We start from the raw sequence: 17,146 nt of genomic DNA on the forward strand, positions 1-17,146 counted from the left end.
ATATGGCAATTAAAATTCGTAAAGAAGACGCCCTTAATTACCACACTCAAGGAAAACCCGGAAAAATCGAAGTGGTACCTACAAAACCACTTTCCAGCCAACTAGACTTGGCTTTGGCTTATTCACCAGGAGTTGCAGAACCCTGTCTCGAGATAAAAGAAAATAAGGAAAACGTTTATAAATACACCTCCAAAGGCAACTTGGTAGCTGTTATCTCCAATGGTACTGCTGTACTGGGATTGGGAGATATTGGCCCTGAAGCATCTAAACCAGTCATGGAAGGTAAAGGGGTTTTATTCAAGAAATTTGCCGGTATCGATGTATTTGACATCGAAATCGATGAAAAAGACCCAAAGAAACTTATTCAGATAATCAAATCACTTGAGCCTACGTTTGGCGGAGTGAATTTGGAAGATATCAAAGCTCCTGAATGCTTCGAAATCGAAACTACCTTAAAAGAGGAAATGAATATTCCTTTGATGCACGATGATCAGCATGGAACTGCCATCATTTCGGGGGCTGCATTATTGAATGCATTAGAAGTAGTTGGGAAAAATATCGAAGACATTAAGCTTGTGGTTAACGGTGCAGGTGCATCTGCTGTTTCTTGCACCCGTTTTTATATGAGTTTAGGTGTCAAAAGAGAAAATATTGTCATGTGCGATAGAGATGGTGCTATCCGTGCTGATCGTGATAACCTGGATGCAATTAAAAGCGAATTTGCTACTACTCGTGATGTCAACACACTTACAGAAGCATTAATTGGTGCTGACGTTTTTCTTGGTTTATCCGCAGGTAATATCATGCAACCGGAGCAAATCCTACAAATGGCTGAAAATCCAATTGTATTTGCTTTAGCAAACCCGGATCCTGAAATTGCCTATGATTTAGCAATGGCCACGAGAGATGATATCATCATGGCTACCGGCCGCTCTGACTTTCCTAATCAAGTCAACAATGTATTAGGATTTCCTTATATCTTCAGAGGAGCTTTGGATGTAAGAGCGACAGCCATCAATGAAGAAATGAAATTGGCAGCTGCTAAAGCAATTGCTGCTTTAGCAAAAGAGCCTGTTCCTGAAATTGTCAACAAAGCTTATGGCAACCAAAAACTTTCCTTCGGTAAGTTTTACTTGATTCCAAAACCATTTGACCCACGTTTAATCACAACCATCGCTCCTGCTGTAGCCAAAGCTGCTATGGAATCCGGTGTTGCCAAATACCATATCACAGATTGGGAATCTTATGAATTGGAATTACAAGAGCGTATCGGTATCGATCAGCGATTGATGCTTCGTGTGATTACCAGAGCTAAAAAAGATCCAAAACGTGTTGTTTTTGCTGAGGCTGATAATGTTAAAATTTTGAAGGCAGCACAACTCCTTTGGACAGAAAAAGTGGCTATTCCAATTTTGTTGGGTAATAGTGAGAAAATTGACCGATTGATCGAGGAGCATGGACTTGACTTATCAGGAGTCACTATTATTGATCCTTACAAAGAAGAAGAAAAGCTTCAGCATTACGCTAATATCCTACATCAAAAACGCCAAAGAAAAGGCTTGACTCCTAGAGAGTGTCTACGTCTGATGAGAGACCGTAACTACTACGGTGCCATGATGGTGGAATTGGGTGAGGCAGATGCCTTAATTTCTGGTTTGACCAAAGACTATCCAAAAACCATTCTACCGGCATTGCATGTGATTGGTGTGAAAAAAGGAACTGACCGTGTGGCAGGTATGTACATTATGAACACCTCTAAAGGTCCTTTCTTCTTCTCTGATACTACTGTAAATGTTAATCCAAATGCAGATCAATTGGTGGAAATTATCGGTCTGACAGCTAAAGGTGTAAGATTCTTTGATATCGAACCCCGAGTAGCTGTTTTATCCTACTCTAACTTCGGTTCTGCCAAGGGTGAGATTGCCAGCAAAACAGCAGAAGCAACCATCAAAGCAAAAGAGAAATATCCAAACCTCATCATAGAAGGAGAAATGCAAGCGAATGTTGCGTTGAATGAAGAAATTCAGCGTGAAAATTATCCGTTCTCTTCCTTGATTGGCCAAAAGGCAAACACCTTGATTTTCCCTGATTTAAGTTCCGGTAATATCGCGTATAAGCTACTGGCTGAACTTGGAAATGCGGAAGCAATTGGTCCAGTACTCTTGGGAATGAACAAACCTGTGCATATATTACAGCTTGGTAGCTCCATCCGAGAAATCGTGAACATGGTGGCCATCGCAGTAGTAGATGCTCAAAGTCAGGAACAATTATGATCGCCTATCTCAAGGGAAAATTAGCTTACAAGGATCCAACATTTGTAATCATTGACATCAACGGTGTCGGTTATCAAGTCAAAATATCCTTACAAACATATTCAAAGATTAAGGATGAGGAGCAGGTGATGCTCCTCACCTTTTTACATATCAAAGAAGACGCCCATACGCTCTATGGGTTTAAAGAAGAAACAGAAAAAAAACTTTTTTTACACCTCTTATCTATTTCCGGAGTTGGCCCTAATACAGCCTTGATGATTTTATCTTCCTTGAGTTCAGAAGAACTGGAAGTTGCTATTATTCAAGGGGATGTACGAGTGATTCAGGGAGTAAAAGGTGTAGGTGCAAAAACTGCACAACGGATTATTTTAGAACTCAAAGACAAAATAGGAAAAGAGACGAGTTTGGATACTGCAAGTCTTGGAAAAGGATTTGACGTAACGCATACGAATTTGAAAGAAGAAGCGTTACAAGCCTTGGTTACTCTTGGTTTTCCAAAAGCTGCCGCCGAAAAAAATATTGCCTCTGTACTCAAAAAAACAGGTTCAAATATTTCTTTGGAAGAATTAATTAAGGCATCTTTAAAGACAACTTAACATCTCTTAACATTTCGAGTCTTTTGCATTACCTAGATTTTTTTTTAAAAGACAGCTTCGCCAAGCATCCATCAGTACAGATAGTATTGTTGGCATGTATGTTTTTGTGTATTTCAACCGAGACTTTTGCCCAACAAACAAACGTAGATAGTCTGAATATCAGTAGAGTAGACTCTCTAGAACGAGGAAGAATCCAACTACGTGAGCAAGCGCGCAAAGATTCTATTGAGAGAGCTGCCCTCGAACGAGCGAGATTAGACTCCTTGGAAAGAAGAACACGCATTCCTTCTTACCTACTATGGCCTACGTATAGAACGAACCCTTTATTCCCAAATACCAATCCTTATAACCCAAGTTTTTCACCTTTTTATCCGAATTCTTCATTTGAACAACGTGTTCGTGTAGAAATAGACTCCACATTACTATACAAAATTCAAGACGAATTGGATAGTTCCCTTGTCAATCAAGGGGTCATGTATGATTTTGATGAATTTTCGAGGATTCAAGAGTATAAAATAAGGCAGGAATATTGGCGTAGTAGAGCTAGAGGTAGAGATGGAAATAGCCCTGTGGGTGGATGGGATTTAATTCCTCCTTTGGTAATGACCCCTGAATTTGACAGACTTTTTGGAGGGGATGAAATCAATATTACACCGAATGGATTTGTCAATCTAGACTTAGGTGGGATTTTTCGGAGAATTGACAATCCCGCGATTCCTATACGGCAACAGCAGAACGGGAACTTTAATTTCAATCAGCAAATTCAAATGGCTGTCACAGGAAATATTGGAGAAAAAATCCGATTAGGTGCAAACTTTGACTCCAACAACTCATTTGACTTTCAAAACCAGCTGAAATTAGAGTACAATGGCTTTAAGGAAGACATCTTGAAGTCAGTAGAAATTGGTAATGTGAGTATGCCTGTACAAAACAGTTTGATTCAGGGAGCTCAAAATCTCTTTGGGGTAAAAACTCAAATGCAGTTTGGCAATCTCTTTGTCACCGCCGTTGCGTCAACCCAACGAGGCCGGAGGGATGAATTGGTATTGGAAGGTGGTACGCAAGGAAGAATGTTTGAAATCCAAGGCTCTCAATACGATGAAAATAGACACTTTTTCTTGGCTCACTTTTTTAGGGATAATTACGAGCGTTGGCTGAGAGGCTTACCGCAGATTCTTTCAGGTGTAAACATTACTCGTGTAGAGGTATATGTGATGAACCGCGCAAATAATACTGAGACCCTTAGAAATTTCATGGCATTTATGGATTTAGGGGAAGGTCGAAGAATTTTCAACCCTAACAATCCAAATGTGGGGCAAGGTACTCCTAACGCACCTGCTGGTAATTCCGCTAATTTACTTTTTCGAAACTTAACAAGTAACACTGCATTTAGACCTTTTGATACAGGAGCTGGAGCAATTGAAAGCAATTTAAATATTATTAGGGGGGTTGATTACGAGCAAGTAAATGGCGCACGACTTCTCGCACCTTCTGAGTATATTTTTCATAGGGAACTAGGCTACATAAGCTTAAACCGAAGACTTCAAAATGATGAGGTTCTTGGGGTTTCTTTTGAATATACCTTCAACGGACAGGTTTTCAAGGTAGGTGAACTTTCTGAGGATTATCAAAGCAGACCTGCCAATGAAGTGATTTTCTTAAAAATGCTTCGTCCCGCAAGAATCAATATACGCATCCCTACTTGGGATTTGATGATGAAAAACATCTACAATCTTAACGCCAATCAAATACAGCAGGACGGTTTCCAGTTGCAGGTAATCTACAGAGATGACCGTACAGGTTTGGATAACCCTACCCTATTGGAAGGCGAAAATGTAAGAAACAGACCATTGATCCGATTGATGGGTTTGGACCGGTTAAATCCTCAAAATGACCCCGCTCCTGATGGAAATTTCGACTTCATCCCAGGTATTACCATTTTCCCTGATAGGGGTTTAATTGCTTTTCCAGTACTGGAACCTTTGGGTCGAACTCTCAGTGATCTATTCCTACCAAACGAAGCCAATTTAGTCGATAGATATGTCTTTGACACCCTATATAGGACAACTTTGGCAGATGCAGAGTTGGTAACCCGATTGGATAAATTCTTTATCAAAGGAAGATTGACAGCAGGTTCTGCTTCAGAAATCCTACTACCAGGTTTGAATATTTCGCCTGGTTCTGTCATTGTATCAGCTGGTAATATCCCTCTAACGGAAGGAGTTGACTACACTGTTGATTACAATATAGGCCGGGTAAATATTATCAATGAAGCAATTTTACAATCTGGTAAACGAATCACTATTGGTTTTGAAAAAGCAGATTTGGTTTCTTTCCAAACTCGAAGCATGCTCGGAACACGTTTGGATTATATGGTCAATCCAAAACTTAATGTCGGAGGCACCTTCCTTTACCTCAACGAACGGCCAAACATTACCAGGATTGCTGTAGGCTCGGAAACACTTCGCAACAGCATGTGGGGCCTAGACGCCAACTTCAATGATGAATCGCGATTCCTGACAAAATTAGCGGACGCCTTGCCGTTTACTAATACCAAAGAAAAATCCATCGTACAATTCAGTGGTGAGTTTGCACAATTACTCCCAGGAACATCTGTACAAGTACAAGGCGAGCCTGCCATCTATATTGATGACTTCGAAACGGCAATTACACCGTTTGGACTGGGAAGTGCCGCTGCTCAAACATGGCATTTGGCAGCAACTCCCAAAACAGATAATGATGCTTTTGATCTCAGTAACCAAACAGAAGATAGACTTGGAAATGCATACAGAAGAGCTAAAGTAGCCTGGTATAATATCGATAACATCTTCTACAGGGAAGGAGGACAAGGCGTACCCGGAAACCTAAATAGAGAAGATCGGCAAAATCATTATGTACGAAGGGTTATTCCACAGGAAATTTTCCAGCAACGGGATCGTGATCAGATTATAGTTCCAGAGCCTCTTTTTGAATTAGCTTATTTTCCTCATGAAAGAGGAATGTACAATTACAATCCGGCATTGACCACTAATGGACTATTACCAAATCCTAGACAAAATTATGGAGGAATAACAAGAGCTATTACCACAGAAGTAGATTTTGACAGAACCAATATTGAATATATAGAATTCTGGCTTCTAGACCCTTTTATTGAAGGACAAAACGGCCGCGTTTTGGATGGGATTTTCAATCAAAACAACACTACTGGAGGTACTTTACGCTTCAACCTAGGAGAGATCTCAGAAGATGTCATTCGAGACGGTAGACATGGATTCGAAAATGGATTGCCTGCCGATGGAAATCCACTCGATGCCAATACCACCGAATGGGGGCGAATCACCAGAAATCAGTTTTTACTACCGGCTTTTGATAATTCCCCTGAAGCTCGAGCCAATCAAGATGTGGGATTGGATGGTTTACGAAATCAGGACGAAGCGGAATTCTTCCGTGATCGATTTATTAATCGATTAAATGTCAGTCAGCAAGCTTTACAGGAAATTATCCGTGATCCTTCGGCAGATGATTTCAGATATTATCTAGATGAGCGCTTTGATCAAGAAGACGCAAAAATTCTTGAAAGACATAAATTCTTCAACGGTATGGAAGGCAATACTCCTGTTGCAGGAAATGTCAATCTAGGCTTTACCCCAGCAGGATCCAACTTGCCGAATAATGAAGACTTGAACAGTGACAATACTATCAATGACTTAGAAGCATACTATGAATACGAAATCGACCTCCGCCCAGGACAATTAGAAGTAGGAAGAAACTACATTGTAGATAAAGTAACTACAGTACCCATCAATGGACAACAAGTAGACTGGTATTTATTCAGGATTCCTATCCGTACCCCTGACCGTGTTCAGGGAGATATCAGCGGTTTCAAGTCGATCCGATTTATGAGAACCTACTTGACAGACTTTGAGCAGCCCGTGGTATTGCGTATGGCCAACTTCCGTTTGGTAGCAAGTCAGTGGCGTGTATTCCAAGAGTCCTTGTTTGAAAGAGGTTTCTTTGAAATCCCTGAACCGGATAATTCCAACTTGGTAGTAGGTGTGGTCAATATTGAAGAAAATAGCCAAGGAGGTCCTGGACAAAGTCCTTATGTACTTCCTCCTGGCATTGTCCGGGATAGAGACAACTTAGCGGCAGTAGAGCGGCAATTGAATGAGCAATCCCTTCGCTTATGCGTTGATAATCTACAAGCAAGGGATGCCCGAGCTGTATTCAAGAATGCCAGTTCCTTGAATTTGGTACAGTATGAACGTCTACGGATGTTTTTTCATGCAGATTCTGATGATGCGCAGGATGGTGAATTGACCGCCTTCTTACGATTGGGAACGGATTACACAGACAATTACTACGAAATTGAAGTACCGCTATTGATCACACCAAGAGGGACACGAAACCCGCGTGATATTTGGCCTTTAGAAAACGAAATAGACTTAGCTATTTCTGAAATTGTCGGAGTCAAAGTAGATCGTGATGCTCAACGGGTACCATTGAATTTGGCCTTTACACAAGATATAAGACAGTACAAAGTAACTGTTGTGGGAAGGCCTGAATTGAGTCTTGTACAGGCCCTAATGATAGGTATTCGAAATCCCGGGGAGACTGGCACAGCCTCACGTTCAGTATGTGTTTGGGCTAACGAACTACGCGCCACAGGATTCATTCAGTCCAGTGGATGGGCTGCAAACGCTATATTAAATGCCCAAATTGCAGATGTAGCTACAATTTCGACATCCATTCGCCATAGTACAGTTGGATTTGGTGGCTTAGAAACTCGACTTTCACAACGGAGCTTAGCAGATATGACACAGTATGATCTATCCGCTAACGTTAGCATTGAAAAGCTTTTACCAGAAGGGTTGAATATGACTATCCCTATGTATCTAAGCTTAGAAAATTCCATAATTAGACCAGAGTTTGACCCTCTAAATCCAGACGTCCCTTTGAATTTAGCCTTGAGCAAATTTGAAACAGATTCAGAGAGAGCACTATACCGGGAATTAGTTTTAGACCGTGTAAAACGAAGAAATATAGGTTTCTCAAACATTCGAAAAAATAGAAACCCAGAAGCAAGCGGAGCTCCAAAGCCTTGGGATATTAGTAATTTTTCGGTATCCTACGCTTATGGTTCGGTTAGACAAACCAACATAAATACAGAAAGTTATTCATTTGAAACTTATTTGGGGAACATTGCTTATATCTACCAGCCTAAACCACTTGTATTGGAACCCTTTAAAAATTTCAATATACTCGGTGGAGAAAAATTTAGACTAGTCAGAGATTTTAACTTCAATTTTGTTCCAAGTTCTATTGCAGTCCGCGCAGATGTTGATCGAAAGTTTATGCGAACTCAATTCCGAAACGACCAATTAACTACGGATGGGGTTGATCCATTTGTTCAAAAAAGCTTCTTTTTAAACAGAAGTTATAATCTAAATTGGGACTTTACTAAAAATCTCCGGGTTGACTTTTCATCAAGAGTACTTGCAGTCATTGATGAGCCTGAAGGAGATGCCTCAAGAGATATAGCGAGGGATTCCATTTTAGTTAATCTAAGAAATTTTGGCAGGCCAACCAACTATAGCCATAACCTGAATGCAAACTATAAACTTCCCTTGGATAAGGTTGAAGCGACAAACTGGATCAATGCAAATTACCGCTATGCAGCAAACTATGCTTGGCTGACAGGAGCTATAGGACAGCGAGATACTTTAGGAAACGTTATCCAAAATACGCGAGAACAATCGATTGATGGAAAGTTAGATTTTGTGAAACTTTACAATAAAAACGCGAAAATCAGGGCACTAAATGCTCCTAGGAGACCGAGTATTCCTGGAAGAACCGTGGTCACAGCAGAGGATACCATTGGCACCCCATTTACTAGAAGGTTGCTGAAATTCGCTACTATGGTAAAAGATATTAACTTTAGGTACTCTGTGATTGAAGGGACTTTTCTACCAGGTTTTATGCAAAACACTGGCTTAATGGGACTTGATAGAAGCTTTTTGAACCCTGGTCTAGGTTTCATTTTTGGTGCACAAAATCCAGGAGTAAGAACAGATTTTGCAGACAGAGGAATTATGGCTCCAAGTCCCGAGCTAACTCAGCAGTTTAGGCAAAACATGACTAAAAACCTCAATATAAATGCGCTGGCAGAACCATTTAGGGATTTTAGAATCACCCTAGAAGCTGCGAAGAGAGAAACTGGTGAATATTCGGAAATATTTAGAGCTTCCGAAGAATTCCCAGGGGAATTTAACTCTTTGAGTCCGAATAGACTTGCTGGATACAGTATTAGTTATTCTATATTACGAACTACATTTGCCCGAGATGATAGGAATAACAACTCTCCAATTTTTGAACAGTTTGCAAGAAATAGATTTATTATTCAAGAACGATTAAATGCAGCGAACCCTGGAGGGGAGTTTACCCTTAATGGTCAAGATGTCATGACATTAGCGTTTCTTTCAGCCTATTCAGGTAGAAATGCTAACAAAATAGAATTAAACCCATTCCCTCAAATCCCAATTCCTAATTGGAGAATAGATTACAAAGGTTTATCAAACATCCCTGCATTGCGAGAGTACTTTTCTAGTATCAACTTAATGCATGCTTATCGGTCCAGCTATGAAGTTAGTAATTTCAGTAGCTCCCTCCTCTACCGAGACGGCTTAGAATTATTTAATCGTGTGAGACAGATACCTGGGGCTACACTAACCAATGAGTTTGGTGAATTTATTCCTGTTTTTATTCTGAATCAAGTGATCCTTACAGAAGGATTTTTCCCTTTGGTACAAGTGGACTTATTAACCAAGAGTCGACTCAACATTACCATGGAATACAATACAGAGCGCACCTTAGGTTTAAACTTCTCTAACGCGCAAGTTACAGAACAAAGCAGTAGAGATTTTGGATTTGACTTGGGATATACCAAAGCTGGTGTTAAAATCCCTTTTAAAATACAAGGTAGACAAGAAGTATTAAAGAATGACCTTCAAGTTCGGTTAAATACCCGTATTGTGGATACCAGACAAATACAGAGAACATTAGAAGAGGGATCAACAGTCACCAATGGAAATCTAAATCTTCAAATAAAACCTACGGTGAGTTATATAATTAATCAAAATCTAAATATCCAATTTTATTTTGATCGAATCGTCAATGATCCACGAGTTACTACTGCCTTCCGAAGAAGTTCTACTGCCTTTGGTGGACAATTGCGATTTAATTTAGCACAATAGGTTTTTAGATTTGTTTTATCCTTGTATTTTTGGAGACCTTAAAAAAACCAAATATGAATTTTCCTCAAGAACTAAAGTACACCAAAGACCATGAGTGGGTACGAATCGAAGGCGATGTGGCTATTATTGGCATCACAGAGTTTGCTCAAAGAGAATTGGGTGATATTGTGTATGTAGAAGTGGAAACTGTAGGTGATAGTATTGCCGCTGGAGAGGTATTTGGAACTGTGGAAGCAGTAAAAACTGTATCTGACCTCTTCATGCCATTAGAAGGCGAAATCATTGAATTCAATGAGGAACTAGAGTCTTCACCAGAAATGGTAAATGAATCCCCTTACGAAAAAGGGTGGATGATTAAAGTCAAAATCACAGGAAATCTTCCTGATGACTTATTGAGTTCTGAAGAATATACTGAACTCATTGGGGCTTAATCAGCAACGAATCAAACCATACGTGGCAATTGGTTGGCTTATTATTGTCAACCTTTTGCTTCTCACACCTGGGCATAATCTCCCGAAAGGACCTTCTATACCTCATTTAGATAAAGTTGTGCATATTAGTGTTTTTGCAGTTCTAACATTCTTATGGGCACAGGTGGGTACGGTGGATTCACAAAAAAAAATCATTTGGGAAAAATTATTGACTAATTTATTAGTATTTACAATAATCTTTCCTATCTTTGTTGAGTACGTACAGGCTTATGTTCCAAATAGGTCGTTTGAGTATGAAGACATTGTTGCCAATTTAATTGGCGGTACAATTGGGTTTATTGGTTTCATAATTTTATATAAGGTCAAACCTTCGCTTGTATAATTGAAAATTAATAACTACAATTGTTATTCGTAACCGTGAAATTATTAACCTTTATAAAGTACAACCATGGAAGCTAAAAAGACGCCACAAGCGGATTTATCCAAGAAGTCAAGTATGTTCTTGAACTTGGGACTTCTAGTAAGCGTTGGTATCGTTCTATTTGCTTTCGAATACAAGTCATATGATGACAGAAATTTGAAAGACTTAGGGCAGCTAGACGTTGAAATAGAAGAACTGTTAGACATCCCAATCACAGAACAACCACCACCGCCACCGCCGCCAGTAGAGCAGCCTGTGATCCAAGAGATTCCAGATGAAGTGGAAATCGAAGAAAAAATCGAAGTTAATTTCGACGTCGATGTTAAAGAAGAGACTGTAATCAGAGAAGTTGTTATTGCTGATGCTCCAGTAGTAGAGAAAGCAGACGAAATCTTCGATGTAGTAGAAAATGCTCCTGAATTTCCAGGAGGTATGGAAGCTTGGTATCAATACTTGAGCAAAAATCTAAAGTATCCAACTCAAGCTAGAAGAATGGGTATTGAAGGTACAGTTTATGTGGTATTCGTTGTAAATACAGATGGTTCCATCCAAGATGTAGAATTATTGAGAGGTATTGGAGGCGGATGTGACGAAGAAGCAATTAGAGTAGTTTCAGCTGCACCAAAATGGACACCTGGTAAGCAAAGAGGTAGACCTGTACGAGTTCGTATGAGACTCCCTGTGAGATTCAAACTAGGATAAAAAAAGAGGGGTTTTGAAACCCCTCTTTTTTTTATAGAATATTCAAAGCTTGCTCTTTGATTTTTTCGAGCTCATCTTTCATAATAACCACTGATTGCTGCATCTCTGCATCATTCGCTTTTGATCCGATTGTATTGATCTCTCTTCCGATTTCTTGTGAAATAAAACCCAACTTTTTACCTTGATTCACTTCCTCTATCAGATTTTTCTCAAAATAGTTCAGGTGCATTTCCAATCGGACAATTTCTTCGGTAATATCAATTTTCTCAAAATAGTAGATCAATTCCTGTTCGAAACGATTTTGATCAAAACTATTTTCCTCTAACCAATCTTTGAAGTTATTACGAATCCTTCCACGTACACGTTCTTTCCTTATGGGGTCTAACACCTTTACTTGCTCTAGATTCTTTCGAATGATAGCCACATTGGAAAGAAACTTCTCCTGAAGGGAATGTCCCTCATCAATTCTAAACTTATCACAATTGAGCAAGGCTTGATGAATTGTACTTTTAAGACTATTCCACTCATCCTCAGAGGATGACTTCTCCACTACTGAGGTCATTACATTAGGAGATTGTAATGCTAATTTGAAAAGATCTACAACCTCTACTCCACTCCTCTCACCCATTTCTTGGTACTTCAGAACATAGGATTGGAATAATTCATGATTGAATGAAACTGGAAGATCTACTCCAGCTTTTTGAACCAATTCAATAGTCAAATTGACTTTCCCACGGTCCAATACCTGTCCAACCAAATTCCTAATCTCTAACTCTTTGTCAGAGTACTGACGAGGACTTCTGATGGTTAGGTCTAAAAACTTTGAATTAAGTGTTTTTACTTCTGCGGTGATGATCAGTTCATCATTTTCATACATTGCCTGGCCGTAGCCAGTCATAGATTTAATCATAAGTGATAGGGGTAACTTAGAAATTATACCCTAAGGTAACATAAAATCTTACATTTTCTGTTTCAAAGTTCCTTACAGGTCTTGCTACATCTAGCTTACAATAATAATTCAAGAAGATGGTACGCAAACCAGCTCCATAACTTTGTAACCACGCATTACCAAAATTATTCAATGTAATGACAAATGGAGAACCTGGAGTTCGAATAATTTCTGTATTTCTGTCGTTGTTTCTTTCCCAAGGAGCGGCTTCATTCCATGCAGATCCGACATCATAGAATGCAACCATCTGGAAATTTTTAATAAAATTAGAAGTTATGTTACCTCTCGATAGATAAGAGAATAGTGGTAAACGCAATTCACTGGTAAAGGTAATTACATTTCTTCCCCGGATTTCGTCAAAAAGGAATCCTCTCAAATCCACAAACTCCGCAAAAAGAATATTAGAATTTTCTGCTCCCTCTGGATTACGAACAGGGGACTGTTCTGGCCTATTGGCAGGCGGTGTTCTAAATTGATTAAACAACCAATTATTCATTCCTCCTACAAGGTAGTTCTGAGGATTTTGCCCAAAGAAAGAGCCGGCAAATACACGAGAAGCAAAAATTATGTTTTTATGGATCTTTTGATAATTTCTAAAATCAAGATAGAAGTTCGAGAACGAACGCTCCCCTAAATTGAGCCCTTGATAATGTCTGATACCAACCTTACCCTTCATACCTTCTTGAGCAAAGAGACCAATTTGTTGGGTTTTATCCAATACAAATTCAGCTGTACCCCCCACATAATTTACATCCAAACGATTTCTATCGGGGAACTGTCCACGCAAAATAGAATCAGGATTCAAATTGAAATATTGGGTGCGAGCCAGGAATGGAGCAGCAGTAAATCTTGCATGTACACTTACTGGGTAAGAAAAACCAAATTCTGCTTTATTCAATACGTATCGTTGGAATGTCAAATCACCTTGGCTAACCTGAATTGCTCTTCGGTCATACCGGAAACGGGCATCTACCCGTTGCTTCAAATATTCATATTCAAAAGAAATATCACTTCCTGATCTAAAGTCCAAAGGAGTCATAATTGAACCTCGGAATACATGGTTATCCAATAAATCGGTCATTTCTCCATTTAACCTAATACCAAAGCCACGTAGAGGATCTACTATCCAATCAGTATTCAAACTGCTGGTGATAAATTGCTGTTCCATTCTTCTCGGTCCAATCACACGCTTTTGCAGACCTTGTCTACGGAAACTTTCCAATAAATTACTTCTAGCTGTTGTTACTTGATTTCTAGAAGCTTCTAATAAAGTAGTTCCCGATGGAATCGTGTCAAAAACATAATTATCAGTGTCAATAGCACCACTTCTTTCAAATCGTAGTCGATCTACATTAATACTACCTGTTAAATTTTGAGGAATTGGCAGGGAGTCTGTTATTACAGGAGGAATTGTATCAGTGAGTGTAGTGACAACTACTCTGTCTCCTTGGCTAGTCACCCTTCCACTCATAATATCTTCTAGTGTTACATTAAGTGTAGAATCTGGTTTTACTGTACTGGGACGTACATTTCGCTCAAACATGGGTCGTTGTTCTTCAACCTGTGATCGCTCTTCTGCATCCATTTCCGTTCTCCTAATGGATATACGTTCGGATAAATTTTTAGCCTGCAATAGCTGAACCCGAGGAGTACTTGGTGTAAACTGATCTGCATTGGAAAAACTCTCCAAAATTAACTTACTTTGATTGCCATCCCTTACAGCATAAGCAATTCTATTGATTCTCGAGCTGTAATCAAAGGCTTCAATACTTTTATTGAAAGCAGAAACCTGACTCATTATTCCATTAGATATGGTCAAGCGGTTCAGGTTCATAATACCACTTTGATCACTTAAGACCAAAATATTGTTACTATTCAGTACCTTGGGTTTACTATTGATATTGTTCTGATTAGTCAAGCGCTGCATCTGATTGGTCGTATCATTCAGATCTACCTTGTATAGATTAAAATAATCCGGCAACAACTTCACATCAGGTGTGCGCGTGAGCACAGAATCAGGTAAATCTGTGCGATTAGATGCGAAAATTACTGTAGAATCATTCAGGAATACAGGATAAATATTGTCAAACACATCATTGGTCAGCCTTCTACCCACCCCGCGAATATTGAGTGTATAAATATCTGTTCTTCCATTGGAGATGGCAGACAACACCATATTCCGTCCAGTGGAGTTGAAATCCAAATTGAGGATTTGAGTAATATTTCGTAGAAAAATTCTGTCTTGATAAGAACCATCGATTGCTCGTGAACGAAGGGTGGTAGTACCTCTTCTAAAAGTGGCAATAGTCAAGTTTAAGGTATCTCTCCAAGCAATAACAGGCGAGGTTAGATTAGCAGGTTGGTCTGGAGTTGAAGATCCTCCTGAGAAAATCGTCCGCTCTCTTCCTGAGGATATTTCCCTTACTTGAACTCTATATTTTCCACCATTATTAATCACATATGCTAAGTGCTTTGCGTCAGGACTGAATTTTATATCGTTGATTGCTCCTGTTACGTTTGGTTTGGTGACATTAATCTGATTGGATTTATTGATATCCTTAAAGGAAGAAAACACAGGCTCACTTGTAGAAACATAGAACTGTCTCCATTGCTCCTGAAAAGACTTATAGTTTAAGCCAATCGTATTGGCAATCGAATTTTCTTCATTTCTATTAATTCTGCTTAAGTTAAGAATACTTGAAACATAGCGACGTCCATATTTTTCTACAATAAAGTTCCAAACCGATTGCCCAATCAAGGCTGCTTCTTTTTCTTTCAACTTATGAAGCTTTATGTTTTTGTTTCCTTTAAAATAATGTCGGACGAAATCATCCATATCGCTACTCCACCCATAACCTATGTATCTGGCTGCTCCTTCAATATACCAATCTGGGAAACTATTGATTAAATTTGATTGAAATGCATCTACAATAGTGGAACCGTAAAGCATTTCTTCAATAATAATTTTAGAAGTAGTGTATAGGAGGTCTTTTTTAAATTTTTCCCAGGTTCCTTCAAAGGCTACTTCTCCTATCAATCGGCTAAAATAGGTCTGCCCATCAATCGTATACTCATCTTTATTAAGATTCAAGTTACTTTGGAGTAATTCCTCAGGAGAGTTGTAGATAAATACCTTAGGTTTAGTATAGGCAACGTAACCAATCATCTGGGTTAGTCGATCGAATTCACCTTCCAAAAAATCAATCGCCATTCTGGCATTATTCATTCCTCCACCAAAATAATATACCTCAAAATTATTAGATGAGTACAAATACCATTCGATATTTTTGTGCTGCACACGGTTTTTACCAAAACGCTCTCTATCAAATTGGGCTAAGACCAAGCTTGGAGCAAGGAAAAATAGAAGTATGAAAAGAGGTAAAGTTCTTTGTTTCATGTACCAATCACATTGACTTTTAAATATACTTAAAAAATCCACTTATGTTTATTTCCAACGGCTAATGTTCACTTCTTTTTCAGGATTCTTTCCGCGAAGCAATAAATCTGCCATAACCCAACTGAAATATGGGGTCAAAGATACGCCTTTAGCACCAAATCCATTGAACATATAAACGCCTGAATGCTCGGGATGTTTTCCTAAAAAGGGCTTTCTGTCTTTTGTAGCAGGACGAATACCCGTACGGTGCTGCATAAGCACTTTTTCATTAGAAATAATTAATTTGTCCAACTTCTCAAAAATCTCTTCTTTCGCTCGTTCAGTAGGCCCAATGTCCAAATCATGCCAAGTGTATGTGGAACCTACTCTCAGTTGCCCGTTTGGTAAAGGAATTCTGAATACCCCACGATTAATAATTTCATCTGGAACAAAATCCTGTTGCAGGTCCAAAATCTCCCCTTTTACTGGAGCAAACGGAGCGTTTGGAAAAAGCTTGCTTTCCATAGCGCCTAGACCATTGCAGTAAATGACCCCTTGAGCATGAATATCTTCATATACAATTCCTTCAGATAAAAATTCAAGTCTGGATTCCTCAAATTTCTCTTCTCTGTATGCGTCAAGTTTGATCAAATAATCCCTGTAAGCATCTAAATACACAGGAATATCCAAATATCCTGACATGGAAAGTAATATACCTCCAAAAGGATTGAGTACTTCTGGAAACAAAGAAGTTTGATAGATTTGTTTGAAATATCCTCGGAAACTCTCCTCCCCACTGTAACCCATCCACTCATTTTGTTCCTCAATGGATAAAAAGGGTCGATAAATTGATTTTTTGTATAAAAACTTAACCCCAAGCTCTTTTTCAAGTGCTTCATAAAAGGGTTCAATTACTGGAAATAATTGATCTCCTTTCCATGTTTTGACCATTTTCTTACCTGTAATAGGATTGTATAAGCCTGCCGCAACCCTACTGCTCTTATTTTCATGCGGAAGGTCCATGACCATCACTTTACAGCCTTCTTTGATCAATCGATAGGATAGCGCAGAACCCGCTAGTCCTTGCCCAATGAGTAAAAAGTCAATTTTCATACCCAAAAATAGATGCTTTCTTCGTTATTTTG

Annotated in this window: 9 protein-coding genes; 6 read left to right on the forward strand and 3 right to left on the reverse strand. The window is 39.1% G+C overall.

Annotated features, from left to right (window positions below):
* The first annotated feature begins 2 nt into the window (after positions 1-2).
* The 6 genes from IE080_RS06970 (at position 3) to IE080_RS06995 (ending at position 11,676) form a co-directional block, all read left to right on the forward strand.
* Positions 3-2,273 carry an NADP-dependent malic enzyme gene (locus IE080_RS06970; RefSeq protein WP_189579847.1) on the forward strand — a complete coding sequence of 757 codons (2,271 nt, stop codon included), beginning with the start codon at positions 3-5 and terminating at the stop codon, positions 2,271-2,273.
* The gene (gene ruvA / locus IE080_RS06975) at positions 2,270-2,869 is read left to right on the forward strand and encodes a Holliday junction branch migration protein RuvA (protein ID WP_189579849.1); all 600 of its coding nucleotides are present in this window, start codon (positions 2,270-2,272) and stop codon (positions 2,867-2,869) included. The genes IE080_RS06970 and ruvA overlap by 4 nt, the downstream gene beginning before the upstream one ends.
* Positions 2,870-2,892: 23 nt before the next feature.
* On the forward strand, positions 2,893-10,122 hold the full coding sequence (sov, locus tag IE080_RS06980; RefSeq protein ID WP_229800538.1) for a T9SS outer membrane translocon Sov/SprA: 7,230 nt from the start codon (positions 2,893-2,895) through the stop codon (positions 10,120-10,122).
* A gap of 53 nt (positions 10,123-10,175) precedes the next feature.
* Positions 10,176-10,553: a glycine cleavage system protein GcvH gene (gene gcvH, locus IE080_RS06985; protein ID WP_189579851.1), complete on the forward strand. Its 378-nt coding sequence runs from the start codon at positions 10,176-10,178 to the stop codon at positions 10,551-10,553.
* Between the two features lie 22 nt (positions 10,554-10,575).
* Positions 10,576-10,935: a VanZ family protein gene (locus IE080_RS06990; RefSeq protein WP_229800539.1), complete on the forward strand. Its 360-nt coding sequence runs from the start codon at positions 10,576-10,578 to the stop codon at positions 10,933-10,935.
* 66 nt (positions 10,936-11,001) lie between these two features.
* Positions 11,002-11,676 carry an energy transducer TonB gene (locus tag IE080_RS06995; RefSeq protein WP_189579855.1) on the forward strand — a complete coding sequence of 225 codons (675 nt, stop codon included), beginning with the start codon at positions 11,002-11,004 and terminating at the stop codon, positions 11,674-11,676.
* A gap of 31 nt (positions 11,677-11,707) precedes the next feature.
* Here IE080_RS06995 and IE080_RS07000 read toward each other — a convergent pair whose 3' ends face one another.
* The 3 genes from IE080_RS07000 to IE080_RS07010 are packed head-to-tail and all read right to left on the reverse strand — an operon-like array spanning position 11,708 to position 17,114.
* Positions 11,708-12,586 (reverse strand): YicC/YloC family endoribonuclease, encoded by an 879-nt coding sequence (locus IE080_RS07000; RefSeq protein ID WP_189579858.1) that lies wholly within the window; start codon positions 12,584-12,586, stop codon positions 11,708-11,710.
* A gap of 16 nt (positions 12,587-12,602) precedes the next feature.
* Positions 12,603-16,022 carry a BamA/TamA family outer membrane protein gene (locus IE080_RS07005; RefSeq protein ID WP_189579861.1) on the reverse strand — a complete coding sequence of 1,140 codons (3,420 nt, stop codon included), beginning with the start codon at positions 16,020-16,022 and terminating at the stop codon, positions 12,603-12,605.
* 48 nt (positions 16,023-16,070) lie between these two features.
* Positions 16,071-17,114 (reverse strand): NAD(P)/FAD-dependent oxidoreductase, encoded by a 1,044-nt coding sequence (locus IE080_RS07010; RefSeq protein WP_189579864.1) that lies wholly within the window; start codon positions 17,112-17,114, stop codon positions 16,071-16,073.
* Between the last annotated feature and the right edge of the window lie 32 nt (positions 17,115-17,146).

This window comes from Mongoliitalea lutea (assembly GCF_014652135.1).
GTDB lineage: Bacteria > Bacteroidota > Bacteroidia > Cytophagales > Cyclobacteriaceae > Mongoliitalea > Mongoliitalea lutea.